Source organism: Caldimonas hydrothermalis, from assembly GCF_056746695.1.
The window spans coordinates 25,910-39,525 of sequence record NZ_JBWQXA010000003.1 but is presented as its reverse complement, the minus strand read 5'-3'; the positions used below and the strand labels follow the sequence as shown (position 1 = coordinate 39,525).

General features: G+C 68.9%; 14 protein-coding genes and 1 riboswitch. Of the genes, 6 read left to right on the top strand and 8 right to left on the bottom strand.

The window, feature by feature from the left end; all coding sequences use genetic code 11:
- Positions 1-18 precede the first annotated feature (18 nt).
- From AC1ECW_RS05200 to AC1ECW_RS05180, 5 genes are all read left to right on the top strand, one after another.
- Positions 19-276, top strand: a complete 258-nt coding sequence (locus AC1ECW_RS05200; protein ID WP_409710018.1) for a type II toxin-antitoxin system CcdA family antitoxin — start codon at positions 19-21, stop codon at positions 274-276.
- Between the two features lie 6 nt (positions 277-282).
- The gene (locus AC1ECW_RS05195; protein ID WP_409710021.1) at positions 283-597 is read left to right on the top strand and encodes a CcdB family protein; all 315 of its coding nucleotides are present in this window, start codon (positions 283-285) and stop codon (positions 595-597) included.
- A 10-nt stretch (positions 598-607) separates the two neighbouring features.
- Positions 608-1,429 (top strand): thymidylate synthase, encoded by an 822-nt coding sequence (locus AC1ECW_RS05190; protein ID WP_481201344.1) that lies wholly within the window; start codon positions 608-610, stop codon positions 1,427-1,429.
- Between the two features lie 145 nt (positions 1,430-1,574).
- Positions 1,575-2,456, top strand: a complete 882-nt coding sequence (locus AC1ECW_RS05185; protein ID WP_409704269.1) for a DMT family transporter — start codon at positions 1,575-1,577, stop codon at positions 2,454-2,456.
- Positions 2,457-2,487: 31 nt separating this feature from the next.
- Entirely contained in the window at positions 2,488-3,018 is a 531-nt protein-coding gene (locus tag AC1ECW_RS05180; protein WP_409704267.1) for a dihydrofolate reductase, read from the top strand.
- Here AC1ECW_RS05180 and cobN read toward each other — a convergent pair.
- The 5 genes from cobN to AC1ECW_RS05155 form a co-directional block, all read right to left on the bottom strand.
- Positions 2,979-7,058 carry a cobaltochelatase subunit CobN gene (gene cobN, locus AC1ECW_RS05175; RefSeq protein ID WP_409704265.1) on the bottom strand — a complete coding sequence of 1,360 codons (4,080 nt, stop codon included), beginning with the start codon at positions 7,056-7,058 and terminating at the stop codon, positions 2,979-2,981. The two genes, AC1ECW_RS05180 and cobN, sit on opposite strands and share 40 nt — an antisense overlap.
- Positions 7,055-7,381 (bottom strand): DUF2149 domain-containing protein, encoded by a 327-nt coding sequence (locus AC1ECW_RS05170; RefSeq protein WP_409704263.1) that lies wholly within the window; start codon positions 7,379-7,381, stop codon positions 7,055-7,057. The genes cobN and AC1ECW_RS05170 overlap by 4 nt, the downstream gene beginning before the upstream one ends.
- On the bottom strand, positions 7,378-7,839 hold the full coding sequence (locus tag AC1ECW_RS05165; RefSeq protein ID WP_409704261.1) for a hypothetical protein: 462 nt from the start codon (positions 7,837-7,839) through the stop codon (positions 7,378-7,380). The genes AC1ECW_RS05170 and AC1ECW_RS05165 overlap by 4 nt, the downstream gene beginning before the upstream one ends.
- Positions 7,840-7,846: 7 nt before the next feature.
- Positions 7,847-8,386 (bottom strand): ZrgA family zinc uptake protein, encoded by a 540-nt coding sequence (locus tag AC1ECW_RS05160; RefSeq protein ID WP_409704259.1) that lies wholly within the window; start codon positions 8,384-8,386, stop codon positions 7,847-7,849.
- A gap of 70 nt (positions 8,387-8,456) precedes the next feature.
- A riboswitch (cobalamin riboswitch) is annotated at positions 8,457-8,714 on the bottom strand.
- Positions 8,712-9,050 carry a hypothetical protein gene (locus AC1ECW_RS05155; protein ID WP_409704257.1) on the bottom strand — a complete coding sequence of 113 codons (339 nt, stop codon included), beginning with the start codon at positions 9,048-9,050 and terminating at the stop codon, positions 8,712-8,714. (Overlaps the previous riboswitch by 3 nt.)
- A 369-nt stretch (positions 9,051-9,419) precedes the next feature.
- On the opposite strand from AC1ECW_RS05155, the gene AC1ECW_RS05150 reads away from it, so the two are divergent.
- On the top strand, positions 9,420-10,184 hold the full coding sequence (locus AC1ECW_RS05150) for an exodeoxyribonuclease III (protein ID WP_409704255.1): 765 nt from the start codon (positions 9,420-9,422) through the stop codon (positions 10,182-10,184).
- An 18-nt stretch (positions 10,185-10,202) separates the two neighbouring features.
- Here the strand turns inward: AC1ECW_RS05150 and ntrC are convergent, their stop codons facing one another.
- The 3 genes from ntrC to AC1ECW_RS05135 are packed head-to-tail and all read right to left on the bottom strand — an operon-like array spanning position 10,203 to position 13,418.
- Positions 10,203-11,711, bottom strand: coding sequence for a nitrogen regulation protein NR(I) (ntrC, locus tag AC1ECW_RS05145; protein ID WP_481201343.1), 1,509 nt, complete (start codon positions 11,709-11,711; stop codon positions 10,203-10,205).
- 58 nt (positions 11,712-11,769) lie between these two features.
- Positions 11,770-12,885, bottom strand: coding sequence for a nitrogen regulation protein NR(II) (gene glnL / locus AC1ECW_RS05140; protein WP_409704271.1), 1,116 nt, complete (start codon positions 12,883-12,885; stop codon positions 11,770-11,772).
- 17 nt (positions 12,886-12,902) lie between these two features.
- Positions 12,903-13,418, bottom strand: a complete 516-nt coding sequence (locus tag AC1ECW_RS05135; protein WP_409704251.1) for a hypothetical protein — start codon at positions 13,416-13,418, stop codon at positions 12,903-12,905.
- Between the last annotated feature and the right edge of the window lie 198 nt (positions 13,419-13,616).

The following is a 13,616-nucleotide window of genomic DNA, read 5'->3' as shown; positions in this document are numbered from 1 at the left end:
ATGCGCATTGAGCCACCCATGCTGAACTTCGATCAGGCGCCCAAAAGGGCCACCAATCTGTCGCTGAACTCCGCCATTCTCGATCTGGCCAAGGAGATGGGGCTGAACGTCTCCCAGACCGTCGATCGGCTGCTGGCCGAGGAAGTGCGCCGACGCTACAAGGCCCATTGGGAGCAGCGCAACCGCGCGGCCATCGAGGCGTACAACGAACGCATCGAACGCGAGGGCACGCTGGGTGAACAGGTGCAGCGCTGGCTGTCAGACCCCAGCGGTTGAACGCCCATGCCCCGTTTCGACGTCTATCAGAACCCGATTGCAGAGCAGCGAAGGGCGGTTCCGTACTGGCTGGATGTGCAAAGCGATCTCGTCGATGCGCTGCACACGCGCATCGTGGTGCCGCTGCGCATCCGCGAAGACGAGCATCTCGCCTCTCATCGTCTCAACCCCTGTTTCGAGATCGAGCAGCACCTAGTCTATGCGGAGACGCAGAACCTGGCCGCCGTCCCGCGACGGCTGCTGAAGAAGCGTGTGACCTCGCTCCAAGCCCACCACGCCGAACTCGAAGACGCCCTCGACTTCCTGTTCCGCGGCTATTGATTCGCCCCGGATGTCCACCATGTCCACTCGCCCCATCCGCTCGCAGTACGAAGACTTCATGCGCCACGTCTACACGCACGGCGTGGCCAAGACCGACCGCACCGGCACCGGCACGCGCAGCGTCTTCGGCTATCAGATGCGCTTCGACCTCAATGAAGGCTTCCCACTGGTCACCACGAAGAAGGTGCATCTGAAAAGCGTCATCCTGGAGCTGCTGTGGTTCCTGCGCGGCGACAGCAATGTGCGCTGGCTGCAGGAGCGCGGCGTGACCATCTGGGACGAATGGGCCCGAGCCGACGGCGATCTCGGGCCCATCTATGGCGTGCAATGGCGCTCCTGGCCCACGCCGGACGGCGGCCACATCGACCAGATCGCCGAGGTGGTGCATCAGCTCAAGACCAACCCCGACTCGCGCCGCATCATCGTGAGCGCCTGGAACGTGGCCGATCTGCCAAAGATGGCGCTGATGCCCTGTCATGCCTTCTTCCAGTTCTACGTGGCCGAAGGCCGCTTGAGCTGCCAGCTCTACCAGCGCAGCGCCGACATCTTCCTGGGCGTGCCCTTCAACATCGCCAGCTACGCCCTGCTCACCCACATGCTGGCCCAGCAGTGCGACCTGGGCGTGGGCGACTTCATCTGGACGGGTGGCGACTGCCACATCTACAACAACCACTTCGAGCAGGTCGAGCTGCAGCTCTCGCGCACGCCCCACCCCTACCCCGTGCTGAACCTCAAGCGCCGGCCCGCTTCAATCTTCGACTACGAGTACGAGGACTTCGAGGTGCTGGACTACCAGCACCACCCCGCCATCAAGGCCCCGGTGGCCGTCTGAGTGCCCCCCTACGGCCTTCGGCCGCCCCCTCAAGGGGGCGACACCGGTGGCCCGGCAAAGCCGGCTCCACGGTGTCTGCTCGACAGGCCAACGTACCGCGAATCAGGTGTGTGCTCAACGTGACTGAGTGCTGGATGGACTGGACATGCTGACCCGCCGCCAGCTCGGCGCGCTGGTGCTGCTCACGCTGATGTGGGGGCTGAACTGGCCGATGATGAAGTTCTCGCTGCGCGAGCTCTCGCCGCTGTACTTCCGGGCCGTCACGATGACCGGCGGTGCCTTGCTGCTACTGGCCTTCTATCGCGGACGGGGCGTGCGCTTTGCGCTGCCGCCGGGGGAGTTCGTCCGCATCGCCTGGCTGGCCCTGCCCAACATCCTGGGCTGGCACCTGTTCTCCATCCTGGGCGTGCAGGAGCTGGCCTCGGGCCGCGCGGCCATCCTCGGCTTCACGATGCCGATCTGGACAGTGCTGATCGCCGCCGTGCTCTTTGGCGAACGGCTCGACCACCGGATCTTCCTCAGTGTGGTCTGTGGCGCCGCCGCCGTGGGGCTCCTCGTGGCGCAGGAGTTCACGGCCCTGGCTGGCCGGCCGGTGGGCATCGTCTGGATGCAGATCGCCGCCTTCAGCTGGGCCCTGGGCACCGTGCTGATGCGCCGCACGCACAGCACCGTGCCCACCGAGGCGCTCACGGTGTGGATGATGGGGATGGGGTCCGTCGCCTTCTGGATCATCGCCGGCCTCACGGAGCCGGCGCCCACCTGGCAGTTCAGCGTGCCGATGGGGTGGTCGCTGGTGTGGGGCGCCACCATCAACTACGGCTTCGCCCAGATCATTTGGTTCGGCATGGCGCGCAACCTGCCGCCGGCGGCCAGTGCGTTCTCCATCATGGCCGTGCCGCTGATCGGCACCGGATCGGCCACGCTGATCGTCGGCGAGGTGCCGCAGTGGCAGGACCTGGCCGCGGCCGTGCTGATCGTGGTGGCCATCGCCAGCGCCTTGTTACCACGTCGCATGAGCGTGCGATGACGACCGGCCCGGCTCGCGCCACAATGCAGGCATGAGCCAAGCCCTCCCATCGGACCGCCCACCGATCGCCCTCATCGCTGCCGTGGCGCGCAATGGCGTGATCGGCCGCAACAACCAGCTCGTGTGGCATCTGCCCGAAGACCTGCAGCACTTCAAGCGCACCACCATGGGCTGCCCGGTATTGATGGGCCGCAAGACCTACGAGTCCATCGGCCGGCCGCTGCCGGGACGGCGCAACGTGGTCATCACGCGCAACATCCACTGGGAAGCCCCCGGTGTCGAGGAGGCCCCCTCCTTCGAGGCCGCCGTGGATTTGCTCAAACACGCAACCAAGATCTACGTGATCGGCGGGGCCCAGGTCTATGCCGAAGCCCTGCCCTGGGCCGACGAGCTGGTGCTCACCGAGATCGACCATGACTTCGAGGGCGACACCACCTTTCCGCCATGGGACCGCTCGGCCTTTGCCGTGGTCTCGCGCGAAACGCACACTTCGCCCGAAGGCTGGGACTACCACTTCGTGACCTACCAGCGGCGAGCCCTGCCCGTGCCGGACGAGCCCTGAACACCCCGCTGCCACTGCTGCACCGCCCCACCCGCCACGAGGCCGAGCATCAGCAGCAAGGCCAGCCAGGCAGCCAGGGTCTGGGCATGCGCCGTCGGCACGCGCTGCAGGCGCTCCCCGTGCACACGGACCCAGGCCTGCGCGCGCAAGAGGCTGGGCTCGGGCCGGCTCGGCAGGGCCTCGGCCCCCGGCCGGGCCTCCACCGCTGGCGCCTGACGGATCCCCCCCCGGACGGGTGAGGCCCGTAGTGCCCCGTGCATGTGCGCGTCCACCCAGGTGCGCACGCCGGCAAGTTCCTGCGCCAGGGGGGCCTCGCGCGTCAGGTCACGATAGAGAGCGGCCAGTTCGCGGCGCGTGGCAGGGTCGGGGGTCCAGTGGCCATGGCGCTGCGCCTGGATCAGGCGTTCGATCACCTGGGCATAGGCCTGTGGATGGCTGCGCAGCCAGGCCGGGACGCCCAGGCCCAGCCGGTCCTTCACATAGACCTCATGCAGGCCCTGCCAATGGTCGGCACGCACCACGTCATCGACCACGCTTTGCCAGCCCCAGGTGAACTGCGCCGCCTTGAGCACCTGCAGCGTGCCGGCATAGCCCTCCTCCTTTTGCGCCGCCACCCAGCCGGGGTGCAGGTAGCGCGACTGCATCTCCAGCGCCACGCTCTGCGCGGCCGTCTGCGCATGAGGCTCGTCGGCGTTGTGCAGTTGGTGGACGAACAAGGGCAAAGGCTCGGATCGCCCCGCCCGACGCGCGGCAGCAGCCAGGCCGCCCAGGTATTGGAACGGGTCGTCCGAGCTGACCATGCCGTACAGATGCGAGCTGCGCGACAGGACTGCCGCATCGGCCCGCTTCAACTGGGCGCCCAGGGTGCGCTCAGCCAGCGTCTCGTCGATGCCCGGCAGCGGTTCGCCGCCCAGGTAGGGGTGCCCCATGCGGCGCAGGAAGAGCGCCCCCAGGCGATCGTCACGCCGGCGCAGGCGATCGTCCTGCACGGCTTCACTCAGGCCCGTGCCGTAATCGCCCATCGCGTTGCCGAACACACGGGCGCGGCCCAGCAGCTGCGCCTGAGCGGGCGGCACGCCCTGGCGCCTCAGCTCGTCCGTCACGGCCTGGCTGTGGCGCGCCACCGGCCCGGCCGGCTCGGCCTCGCTCACCAGGGCCACCGCCGCATCGATCAAAGCCATCAGCGCCGGGAATTGGTCGCGGTAGGAGCCGGTGACGCTGAGCAGCACGTCCACGCGCGGCCGGCCCAGTTCCTTGGCCGGCACCAGTTCCACGCGCGTGGGGCGCCCCGCCGCGTCCCACACGGGCCGCACCCCCAGGGCCACCAGCGCCTGGGCTTCCATGATGCCCTGATGGCGCAGGGTCTCGCCGGCCCACAGCGACAGGGCCAGGCGCTGCGGTGGGCGTTCCGGGTGGGCCTTTTGCCATTGCGTCAGCCATTGCTCGAAGAGCAGTTGCGCCACGGTGTAGGCCTGGCGCGTGGGCAGGCGGCTGGGGTCCAGCCCGATGAGGTTGCGCCCGGTGGGCAGGCTGTCGGGGTTGCGCAGCGGATCGCCGCCGTAGGCTGCCGGCACGAAGCGCCCGTCCAGGGCGGCCAGCAGGCCGCTCAACTCGTTCTCGGCGGCATACAGCCGATCCAGTGCCTGTGCCTGCTCGGCCAGCGCCCGCAAGGCCTGCGGGTCGATGGCGTGCACGGCCGCCCGGTTGGGCACGCTGCTGTCAGGCGCCGGCGGGCGCAGATCGAGCTTGCTGGCAGCGTGCGCATCACGCAGCGCCACCTCCAACCAACGCATGGGCCGCGAAGCCGCCACCTGCCGGTGGTCGATCAGGAAGGTTTCGTCCACGTCCTCGCCCAGGGCATCGAGCAGCGGGGTGCGCAGCGCCTGCAGCACCATCAGGCGACGCGAGGCTTCGTCGGGTGCTCGCCCGAACACGGCCAGGCCGCGCGGCTGGCTGCCATGCGCGAGCTGGTCGAGCCAGGGGTGCAGCACCTCGAGAAATTCCTCCAGCCGACCGCGGACCTGATCAACCGTCCACTTCAGGTCATGGTGCAAGCGGCTTTCGACGATCAAGGCCACCAGGCGCTCGCCGATCTGCTGCTTCGTGGGGCCATGGTCGGCCATCGCCCAGTCATGCATCAGCTCGTGCAGGTGGGCCATCGTTGGCGACAGGCCGGTGGTGGCCAGCACCGGGGTGCGGTGGCTCACCAGCAGCGCGCGGCCCCGGCGCTTGGCCGTGAGCGCCTCGCCGAGGTTGTCGACGATATAGGGGTAGACGACGGGCACGTCCCCCAGCGGCAGGAGGGCATCGTCGAACACGTCCAGCCCGCGCGCCTTGCCGTTCGCCCATTCCTGCGTGCCATGGGTGCCGAAGTGGATCAGCGCATGGGCCTGCCGCGCCCACAGATAGACGGCCAGGTAATGGTGCGACACCGGCTCACGGCTGCGGTGCATGAAGGGGTTCTGGCCCTGGCGCAGGGTCTCCTCGCGCGGCGGCTGCGGCAGCACCGACAGATTCCCCGCCCGCAGGCGAGGAATCACGAACACCGCCTCGCCCTGCCAGTGCACGACGTAGCGGCTGGACGCCGGTTCGCCCCAGCGGGCTGCGATGCGCGCACGCACGGGCTCGGGCAGCGTGCGCCACCAGGCGAGATAGTCCCTCAGGGGCAGCGCGGCGGCCTGATCGTTGCGCAGCAAGGCGATCAGATCCACATCGGGATAGTAGGCACGCAGGAGCGGACGCAGGCGCTCGATCCACTCGGCCTCCCGGGTCGGCGGCACCCGGTAGCCGGCCTCGGCCAGGCTGGCGCTCACCACCTCCAGGCTGCGTGGCACGTTCAGGAAAGACGCTCCGAAGTGGCTGCCACCGGGCGGGTAGTTGTAGACCATGGCCACGAGCTGCCGGTGCGCCGCGGGCGTATCGCGCAGGGCCACCAGGCGCCGTGCCTTGTCCGCCACGGCCTGGGCCTGGCGCTCGATCAGCTCGGTGCGCCGCCCGCCATCGGCATGGGCGGTCACCACCACGGGGTCGATGGCCCCGGCCGCCTCGGGCTGCACCAGGTAGAAGGGGGCGTCGGCCAGCTTCAGACCCGTGGGGTCACGCTCCCAGGTGGCCGTATCGCCATGGCGGTAGGGCTGAGTGGCCAGCACCGGCGTGCCCCATGCCTGGAACAAGGCCTGCAAGGCCGCCGACTGCGAACTGATCTGATGCAGCACCAGCACCCGCGGTGGCGCAGCACCGAGCAGCTCACGCAGCCCGTTGGCATCGAGCTGCTGCCCGAAGACGGCATAGGCGTCGAGCCCCTGGGCCTCGAACAGCTGCAACCACCGGTCGAGCCAGGCCGTTTCCCCGTCGATGAAATGGTGGCGGTGTACCAGCACAGCCACGGTCGGCCGATTCGCACGCCCGGCCCGCCAGCGCTGCCAGTCCTGGACGTCGGCCAAGAAGCCCGGGGCCTGCGGGTGGTAAAGCGCGCGCAACGGCCAAGTCTGCGGCGCGGGCCAGTCCATGGCTGCCACTGCTGCGCCCGAGCGGCCCGATGTCAGCCAGGTCTCGCCCAGCCGCAGGGCATGGCGCAGGTTTGCCGCCCCCCCGGCACGCAGATAAGCCGCCATGCGTGCGGCCACGTCGTCGGCCGCCGGCGTGCCCGCCGACGCATCCGCCGGGACGATCCACACCAGGCTGCCCGGTCGCTGGCGTGCATGGGCCTCGAACAGCTCGCCGAACTGGCGCTGCAGCCGCGTCACCACCGTGGGGTGCGGGGCGTCGATCCACACCAGGTCCGCACGCGCCAGCCCCTCGGCCATCGCCTGACGCTGCGCGGCCTGGCCCGCGGGTGGATCCTGCAAGGGATGGTCCAGATGCTGCACCTGCCAGCCCCGTTCGGCCGCGACACGCTCGACCTGCGCGGTGCGGGACGCCGGCGTCACATCCACCGTGACCCACAGCAGGGTGCGCGCCTGTGCCACACCGCCGAATCCGCCGCCTGAGGCCAGCATCAGCAGCGCCACCACGGGCAGCCAGGCCCGCCATCCACTCATTGGGGCGGCTCCGCGCTCGGGGCAGACGCGGCTTCGGGCACATAGACGATGCTGCCATCGCGCAGCCGGTAGGCCACACCGGCGCGCACGCCCTCGCCTTCGCCGACCGAGCCGCTGCCGCGGTAGCGCACCTCCCGGCCCTGCTCGCGCACCACGATCTCCGGGGCCCCGTCGCCCACCGCCACAGCCCCGCCCTGGCGTGCCATGCTCACGGCGATCAGCAAACCCACCACCAGCACCAGGAAGACATCCACGAGGTTGATGGCCGAGAGCATCGGGTCGTCGTCGTCCTCGTCGAAGACCTTGAGAAAGCGCAGGCTCATGCCGACGCTCCCCGCGCCCGCTTCACCGCCAGCAGCTCGGCCAGCAGCCAGCGCCTGCGCACCGAGTACAGCACCAGGCCCAGGCAGGCGGCCGTGAGGGCCAGCACCACGCCGGCGAAGGCACCGCTGAACACCGACAGCGCCGCGTGCCCCTGGCCGCTGGCCACGCCCTGCAAGGCCGGGCCCAGCGGGATCATCGTGGCGATCAGCCCCAGCATGGGAGTGACGCGGCTGAGCAGGCGCAGCGGCTCCATGCGGGCCAGGGCCTGAAGCTCCAGTTCGTCCAGCGTCAGGGTGTCGGCCCCGCGCAGCAACGAGAAACCCGGCGAACGTCGTTGCCAGGCCTCGACCGCGACAACGCCCGCCATCCACAAGGCATAGGCAAACGCGCAGGCCAGCAGCACGAGGACCGGCGTCAGCAGCCACTGCACGATCTGCAGGAAACCCAGTTCGAGCATGGTCGCCTCAAAACGTCAGCGCCGGGAAGCGTGGGCGCACCGTGACGGTCTTGCGGCCCTTGGGCGAGGCAAGCTGCACGCGCAACTGTTTCAGGCCGGGGTGGTCGCGAAACGCGGTGAAGGACACCGCGTTGAGCGCTTCGGGCCGGTCGCAGCGGAACTCGGCACGGTAGACGATGTTGGGGATGTCAGCGTTCGGATCGGCCGCCGCCGGATCGGGGGTGGCCTCGTGGCCGACCACCTGGCACCGGGCATCGGCAGCAGGCTGCAGGAAATTCAAAGGGTCCTGCAGCCGTGTCTTGAGCTCGCTCCACACCCGCTCCTGGTCTGCCCCCTGGGGCGGGTAGTCGTAGCCCAGCAAGCTCTCCAGCGGCACGTCGAAGACTGCGGTGAGGGTGCTGCCCTCCACCACCAGCCGCACCGCACCGTGGCCGTGGCTGTGGCTCCCGTGAGCCCAGGCCACGGACGTGAGAACAGACCCAGCGCCCACCCACAGGCAGGCGCACAGGCGCGGCACGAAGCTCGCGCACGAGAACGACTTGAACATGACCGTTTGCGATGAGAAACGCTCTCACCGCCTTCCCCGACGGTGCACGAGCCTCACGGCCTGGCAATCACGCCGGGCCACCTTGTTGGCCGGTATCCGGGCTGGTGGAAACGACCTTCATCGCCTTCCCGGGGATGCCGACAACCCATCACCAGTGGCCTGCAAGATGAAAGCGGGAGCGCGTCCTGCGAAGACGCATCCTCCGTCCACTTACCGTTGCGGGGGCAGCGCTGGTTAGACACGGCCCGCGCAGGCCGGCGTCCCCCAGCTTCCCGTTGAACTGCAGCGCGTGAACCGCACTGCGAGCACCAACCTTCACATCCTATCAGCCCGGGCCAGGTCGATCGACGACCACCCAGGGCCCGTGCGAGCGTTCGCGCAACAAGACCTGCACGCGCTCGACCAGCGCTTCGATGCGACGGCTCAGTTCCATGCGCCGCGGCAAGCCCGGCAGCGCGGCCTCCAGCACACGACGGTCTTCGCGCGCCATCGCCAGCGCCGTTTGCTGCACGATCACCGCCGCGCGCAGGCGCATCACCTCAGCCTCCAGGTGATCGATCCGCCAGGCCTGCTCCCGCAATTGCGCGCTGCAACGCGCTTGCACCTGCCCATACAGGGCAACCAAGGCGCGATGCTCCTGTGCCAACGTTCCCACTTCGACCATGGCTGACTCTCCCGTTCATCCAGCCCCGAAGCTGCCGGGGCGTCCGTTTGCCATCGTGGGATCGACGATTTATTTGCAAACGATTCTCATTTGTGTTTATACTGCGGTCAAGTCATCGCCCTGCCGCTTGCAGGGCCGCCACGCCGGTCATCGTGGGGCGATCCGGGGCCACAGGCCCTCGATCGTTTTGGCCAGCCAAAGGCGGGTTTGCGCCCGTCTGGTAGCCAGGCTGCTTTTTCGACCCTCACCGCGAGCCGGTGCTACTGGCCTGCGGCAAGACCGCCTTCGTGGACGATCTCATGGGCTCGATCATCGGCCCGGTGCGCAGCGTCTACACTCGGCGTCCCGCGTCCCTCACTCGGTGCCCCGATGCAACTCGCCACCTGGAACGTCAACTCCCTGGCCGTGCGCCTGCCCCAGGTGCTGGACTGGCTGGGCCAGCACCAGCCCGAGGTGGTGGTGCTGCAGGAAACCAAGCTCACCGACGACAAGTTCCCGCACGCGCAGTTTGCGCAGGCCGGCTATGCGGCGCAGTGGTTCGGCCAGAAGACCTACAACGGCGTGGCGCTGCTGAGCAAGACGCCCGCCGAGGACGTGGTGCGCAACATCCCGGGTTTTGCCGACGAGCAGGCCCGCGTGATCGCCGGCACGGTGGGCGATCTGCGCGTCATCGGGGCCTATTTCCCGAACGGTCAGGCGCCGGGCACCGACAAGTTCGAATACAAGATGCAGTGGATGCGCTCGCTGCGCGACTGGGTGCGTGAAGAACTGGCCCGCCACCCGAAGCTGGTGCTGATGGGCGACTACAACATCGCCCCCGAAGACCGCGATGTGTACGACCCCATCGCCTGGGCCGGGCAGATCCACTGCACGCCCGAGGAACGCGAGCAGTTTCGTCAACTGCTGGCGCTGGGCCTGTACGATGCCTTCCGGCTTTTCGAGCAGCCGCCCAAGAGCTGGTCCTGGTGGGACTACCGCAACCTGGCCTTCCGCAAGAACCAGGGGCTGCGCATCGACCACATCCTGGTGAGCGAGGCGTTGAAACCCTCGGTGACGGCCTGCACCATCGACAAGGCCCCGCGCAAGAACGAGCGCCCCAGCGACCATGCGCCGGTGGTGGCCGTGATCGCCTGAGGAGGCCGGGCGCCAGCCTCAATCGTCGAGCCCCAGCTCCTGGATTTTGCGGGTGATGGTGTTGCGCCCGATGCCCAGTTTCTGCGCGGCTTCGATGCGACGACCGCGGGTGAGCGCCAGTGCCGTGTGGATGAGCCGGGCCTCGAAGCGGCGGGTCAGGGTGTCCCACACGTCGGGCTGCCCGGAGGCGAGCAGCTCCCGCGCCTCGCGCTCCAGATCCCGCAGCCAGTCACCGGCGGCCTGCACCGGCCCGCCGGCGCAGTCTGCCGGCTGCGCCGCAGGCTCGGCCTGGCCGGCGGAGGGCGCCACGGCCGTCGCCGCCGCGCTCGGCTGCGCAGGCAGCACCGACACCGGCGGCTTGGGCGAGAGCGTGGCCTCACCCAGCAGTTCGGGCGGCAGGTCCTTGTCCTCGATGACTTGGGCCGGCGCCATCACAGTCAGCCAGTGGCAGACGTTCTCGAGCTGACGCACGTTGCCGGGAAAGTCAAAGGCCATCAGCCGCTCCAGCGCCGAATCGGAGATGCGCTTGGCTTCCACGCCCAGTTCCTTGGCGCTCTTTTGCAGGAAGTAGCGCGCCAGCGTGGGGATGTCCTCGCGCCGCTCGCGCAGCGGCGGCAGTCGCAGGCGGATGACGTTGAGGCGATGGAAGAGGTCCTCGCGGAACACCCCCTGCCGGACGCGCTCCTCCAGGTTCTGGTGTGTGGCGGCGATCACACGCACATTGCTGCGCAGCGGGTTGTGGCCACCCACCCGGTAGAACTGCCCGTCGCTGAGCACGCGCAGCAGGCGCGTCTGCAGATCGAAAGGCATGTCGCCGATCTCGTCGAGGAAAAGCGTGCCGCCGTCGGCCTGCTCGAAGCGGCCGCGCCGTGTCGTCTGCGCGCCGGTGAAGGCGCCACGCTCGTGGCCGAAGAGTTCGCTCTCGAGCAGGTCCTTGGGAATGGCCGCGGTGTTGATGGCGACGAAGGGGCCGCTGGCGCGCGGGCTGTGCTTGTGCAGCGCGCGCGCGACGAGTTCCTTGCCCGAGCCGCTCTCGCCGGTGATCAGCACCGTGACGTTGCTCTGGCTCAGGCGGCCGATGGCACGAAAAACGTCCTGCATCGCCGGCGCCTGGCCCAGCATCTCGGGCATCTGCGTCAGGCGCTCGTCACGCACTTCCTCGCGCAGGCTCTCGTCGACTGCGCGGCGGATCAGCTCCACCGCCTTGGGCAGGTCAAAGGGCTTGGGCAGGTATTCGAAAGCGCCGCCCTGGAAGGCCGAAACGGCACTGTCCAGGTCGGAGAAGGCCGTCATGATGATGACGGGCAGCCCCGGATGGCGCTCCTTGACCTGGGCCAGCAGGTCGATGCCCGAGCCGCCGGGCATGCGGATGTCCGACACCAGCACCTGGGGCTCGTCCTCGTCCAGCGCCGCGAGCACGTCGCGGGCGTTGGTGAAGCTGCGCACCGGCAGGGCCTCGCGGGCCAGGGCCTTTTCCAGCACGAAGCGGATGGATTGGTCGTCGTCAACGATCCAGATGGGTTTCATGGGCTGCCGCCTGTCGTCCTCGCCTGTGGACTTTCGGCCTGAGCCCCACCCGGATCGCTCAGGGCAAGGGGATCAGGATCTTGAAATTCGTGTTTCCGGGCTCGCTTTCGCATTCGATCGTGCCATGGTGCTGCTGCACGAAGGTCTGCGCCAGCGTCAACCCCAAGCCCGACCCGCCTTCGCGTCCCGACACCAGCGGGAAGAAGATGCGATCGCGGATCGACTCGGGCACGCCCGGGCCGTTGTCCTGGATATGCAATTCCAGTGCCAGACGATAGCGCTGCTTGCCCAGCGTCACCTGGCGGGCGATGCGGGTGCGCAGGGTGATGCAGGCGTCGCCGGCGGCAATGCGCGGGGCCAGGGCCTGGGCGGCATTGTGGGCGATGTTGAGCACGGCCTGGATGAGCTGTTCACGGTCGCCCCGGAATTCCGGGATCGAGATGTCGTAGTCGCGCCGGACCGTCAGGCCGCGCGGGAATTCCGCCAGGATCAGCGAACGCACCCGCTCACAGACCTCATGCACATTCACATCGCCGACGACATGGGGCTTGCGGTGGGGGGCCAGCAGCCGGTCCACCAGGGCCTGCAGGCGGTCGGCCTCGTGGATGATGACCTGGGTGTATTCGGCCAGCCCCCTGGATTCCACCTCCATCTGCAGCAACTGGGCCGCCCCACGGATGCCACCCAGCGGATTCTTGATCTCGTGGGCGAGGTTGCGGATCAGCTCCTTGGTGGCCTGGGCCTGGTCCAGCGCACGCTCCTCGCGGTCCTGGCGGGTCTGCTGCTCGATCTCGACCAGCTCCACCAGGACCTGCTCGGGCTGGTCGGTCTGGGTCACGATCACATGCACCGGCAGCCATTCGGTCTGCGCGGTCCCCGGTGGACGACGCAGTTGCGTCTCGAAGCGGCTGATCGAGAACTCGTTGCGCGCCACCGCCACGACGGTGTCGCGCACGGCCTCGGGCTCAGCGAACCATTCGAACAGCGAGCCGCGCAGCATGCTGCGCCGCGAAAGGCCCAGCACGGTCTCGAAGGCCGCATTGGCGAAGCGGCAACTGCCATCGGTGCGCACCAGGGCCACCATGGTGGCCAACTGGTCGAAAGCGGCGAAGTCGGCCGGCGGCACCGGCGCGCCGTCGACGCCGTCGGGCAAAGGAGCGCAGGGCGAAGACACCGCCAGGGGCACCGCCGTCAGGGCGTCGTGGCCGGCAGGCGGCCCAACTCGCGGCGGATGGAGGCGATGTCGGCCTCCTTGCGGGCGATGTCGGCCTGCAGGTTGGCCACGCGGTCCAGATACTTCTGGTAGTTGCGCTCGTCGCCGCGGCGCTCGGGTTCGCCGTTGTTGTATTCCTTGCGCAAAGCGGCCAGGGCCTCCTCCTCGCGGCGCAGCTCGGCCTCGAGGATGCGCCGGGCATCGCTGTCGCGGGCGCGCTGCTCGTTCGGGTCGATCCGAGGGCCTGTCGGCGCGGCGGCAGAGGCCGAGCCGGCGCCGGACGGCCGGGCCGCCGGGGCCGGCCGGCGCGATTCGACGATGGTCACATTCCCGCCCTCAACCACACGACAGCCCTTGGCCTCGGCCTCCTTGGGCGTCAGGGCATTGGTGAAATGGTTGCCCGGGCAACGGTAGACCGTCTGCGCCCAGGCCGGCACACCGGCCAGGATGCAGGCGGCGATCACCAGGGGGCGGCAGAAGTCGGCTCGTGGCATGGATGCAGTCTGGGCAGGCAAGGCTGAGTAGACCCCGGCTCGGCGCAAGGGTTCACGGCTCGTGTCAGCCGTCGAGACCTGCAGTATCGGGCATGAGCCGCACCACGGTCCAGCGATGGATCCTCCGGAAAGCGACAAAGGGTGGCATATGCCACCCTTCGTCGCTTGCGAGAGCCCCTTGCGGGGCCGCCGGCTGCC

What these genes read in the sequence shown, in the direction of transcription:
- AC1ECW_RS05200 (WP_409710018.1), top strand. Translation starts at nt 19, where the DNA reads ATGCTGAACTTCGATCAGGCGCCCAAAAGGGCCACCAATCTGTCGCTG.
- AC1ECW_RS05195 (WP_409710021.1), top strand. Translation starts at nt 283, where the DNA reads ATGCCCCGTTTCGACGTCTATCAGAACCCGATTGCAGAGCAGCGAAGG.
- AC1ECW_RS05190 (WP_481201344.1), top strand. Translation starts at nt 608, where the DNA reads ATGTCCACCATGTCCACTCGCCCCATCCGCTCGCAGTACGAAGACTTC.
- AC1ECW_RS05185 (WP_409704269.1), top strand. Translation starts at nt 1,575, where the DNA reads ATGCTGACCCGCCGCCAGCTCGGCGCGCTGGTGCTGCTCACGCTGATG.
- AC1ECW_RS05180 (WP_409704267.1), top strand. Translation starts at nt 2,488, where the DNA reads ATGAGCCAAGCCCTCCCATCGGACCGCCCACCGATCGCCCTCATCGCT.
- cobN (WP_409704265.1), bottom strand. Translation starts at nt 7,058, where the DNA reads ATGAGTGGATGGCGGGCCTGGCTGCCCGTGGTGGCGCTGCTGATGCTG.
- AC1ECW_RS05170 (WP_409704263.1), bottom strand. Translation starts at nt 7,381, where the DNA reads ATGAGCCTGCGCTTTCTCAAGGTCTTCGACGAGGACGACGACGACCCG.
- AC1ECW_RS05165 (WP_409704261.1), bottom strand. Translation starts at nt 7,839, where the DNA reads ATGCTCGAACTGGGTTTCCTGCAGATCGTGCAGTGGCTGCTGACGCCG.
- AC1ECW_RS05160 (WP_409704259.1), bottom strand. Translation starts at nt 8,386, where the DNA reads ATGTTCAAGTCGTTCTCGTGCGCGAGCTTCGTGCCGCGCCTGTGCGCC.
- AC1ECW_RS05155 (WP_409704257.1), bottom strand. Translation starts at nt 9,050, where the DNA reads ATGGTCGAAGTGGGAACGTTGGCACAGGAGCATCGCGCCTTGGTTGCC.
- AC1ECW_RS05150 (WP_409704255.1), top strand. Translation starts at nt 9,420, where the DNA reads ATGCAACTCGCCACCTGGAACGTCAACTCCCTGGCCGTGCGCCTGCCC.
- ntrC (WP_481201343.1), bottom strand. Translation starts at nt 11,711, where the DNA reads ATGAAACCCATCTGGATCGTTGACGACGACCAATCCATCCGCTTCGTG.
- AC1ECW_RS05135 (WP_409704251.1), bottom strand. Translation starts at nt 13,418, where the DNA reads ATGCCACGAGCCGACTTCTGCCGCCCCCTGGTGATCGCCGCCTGCATC.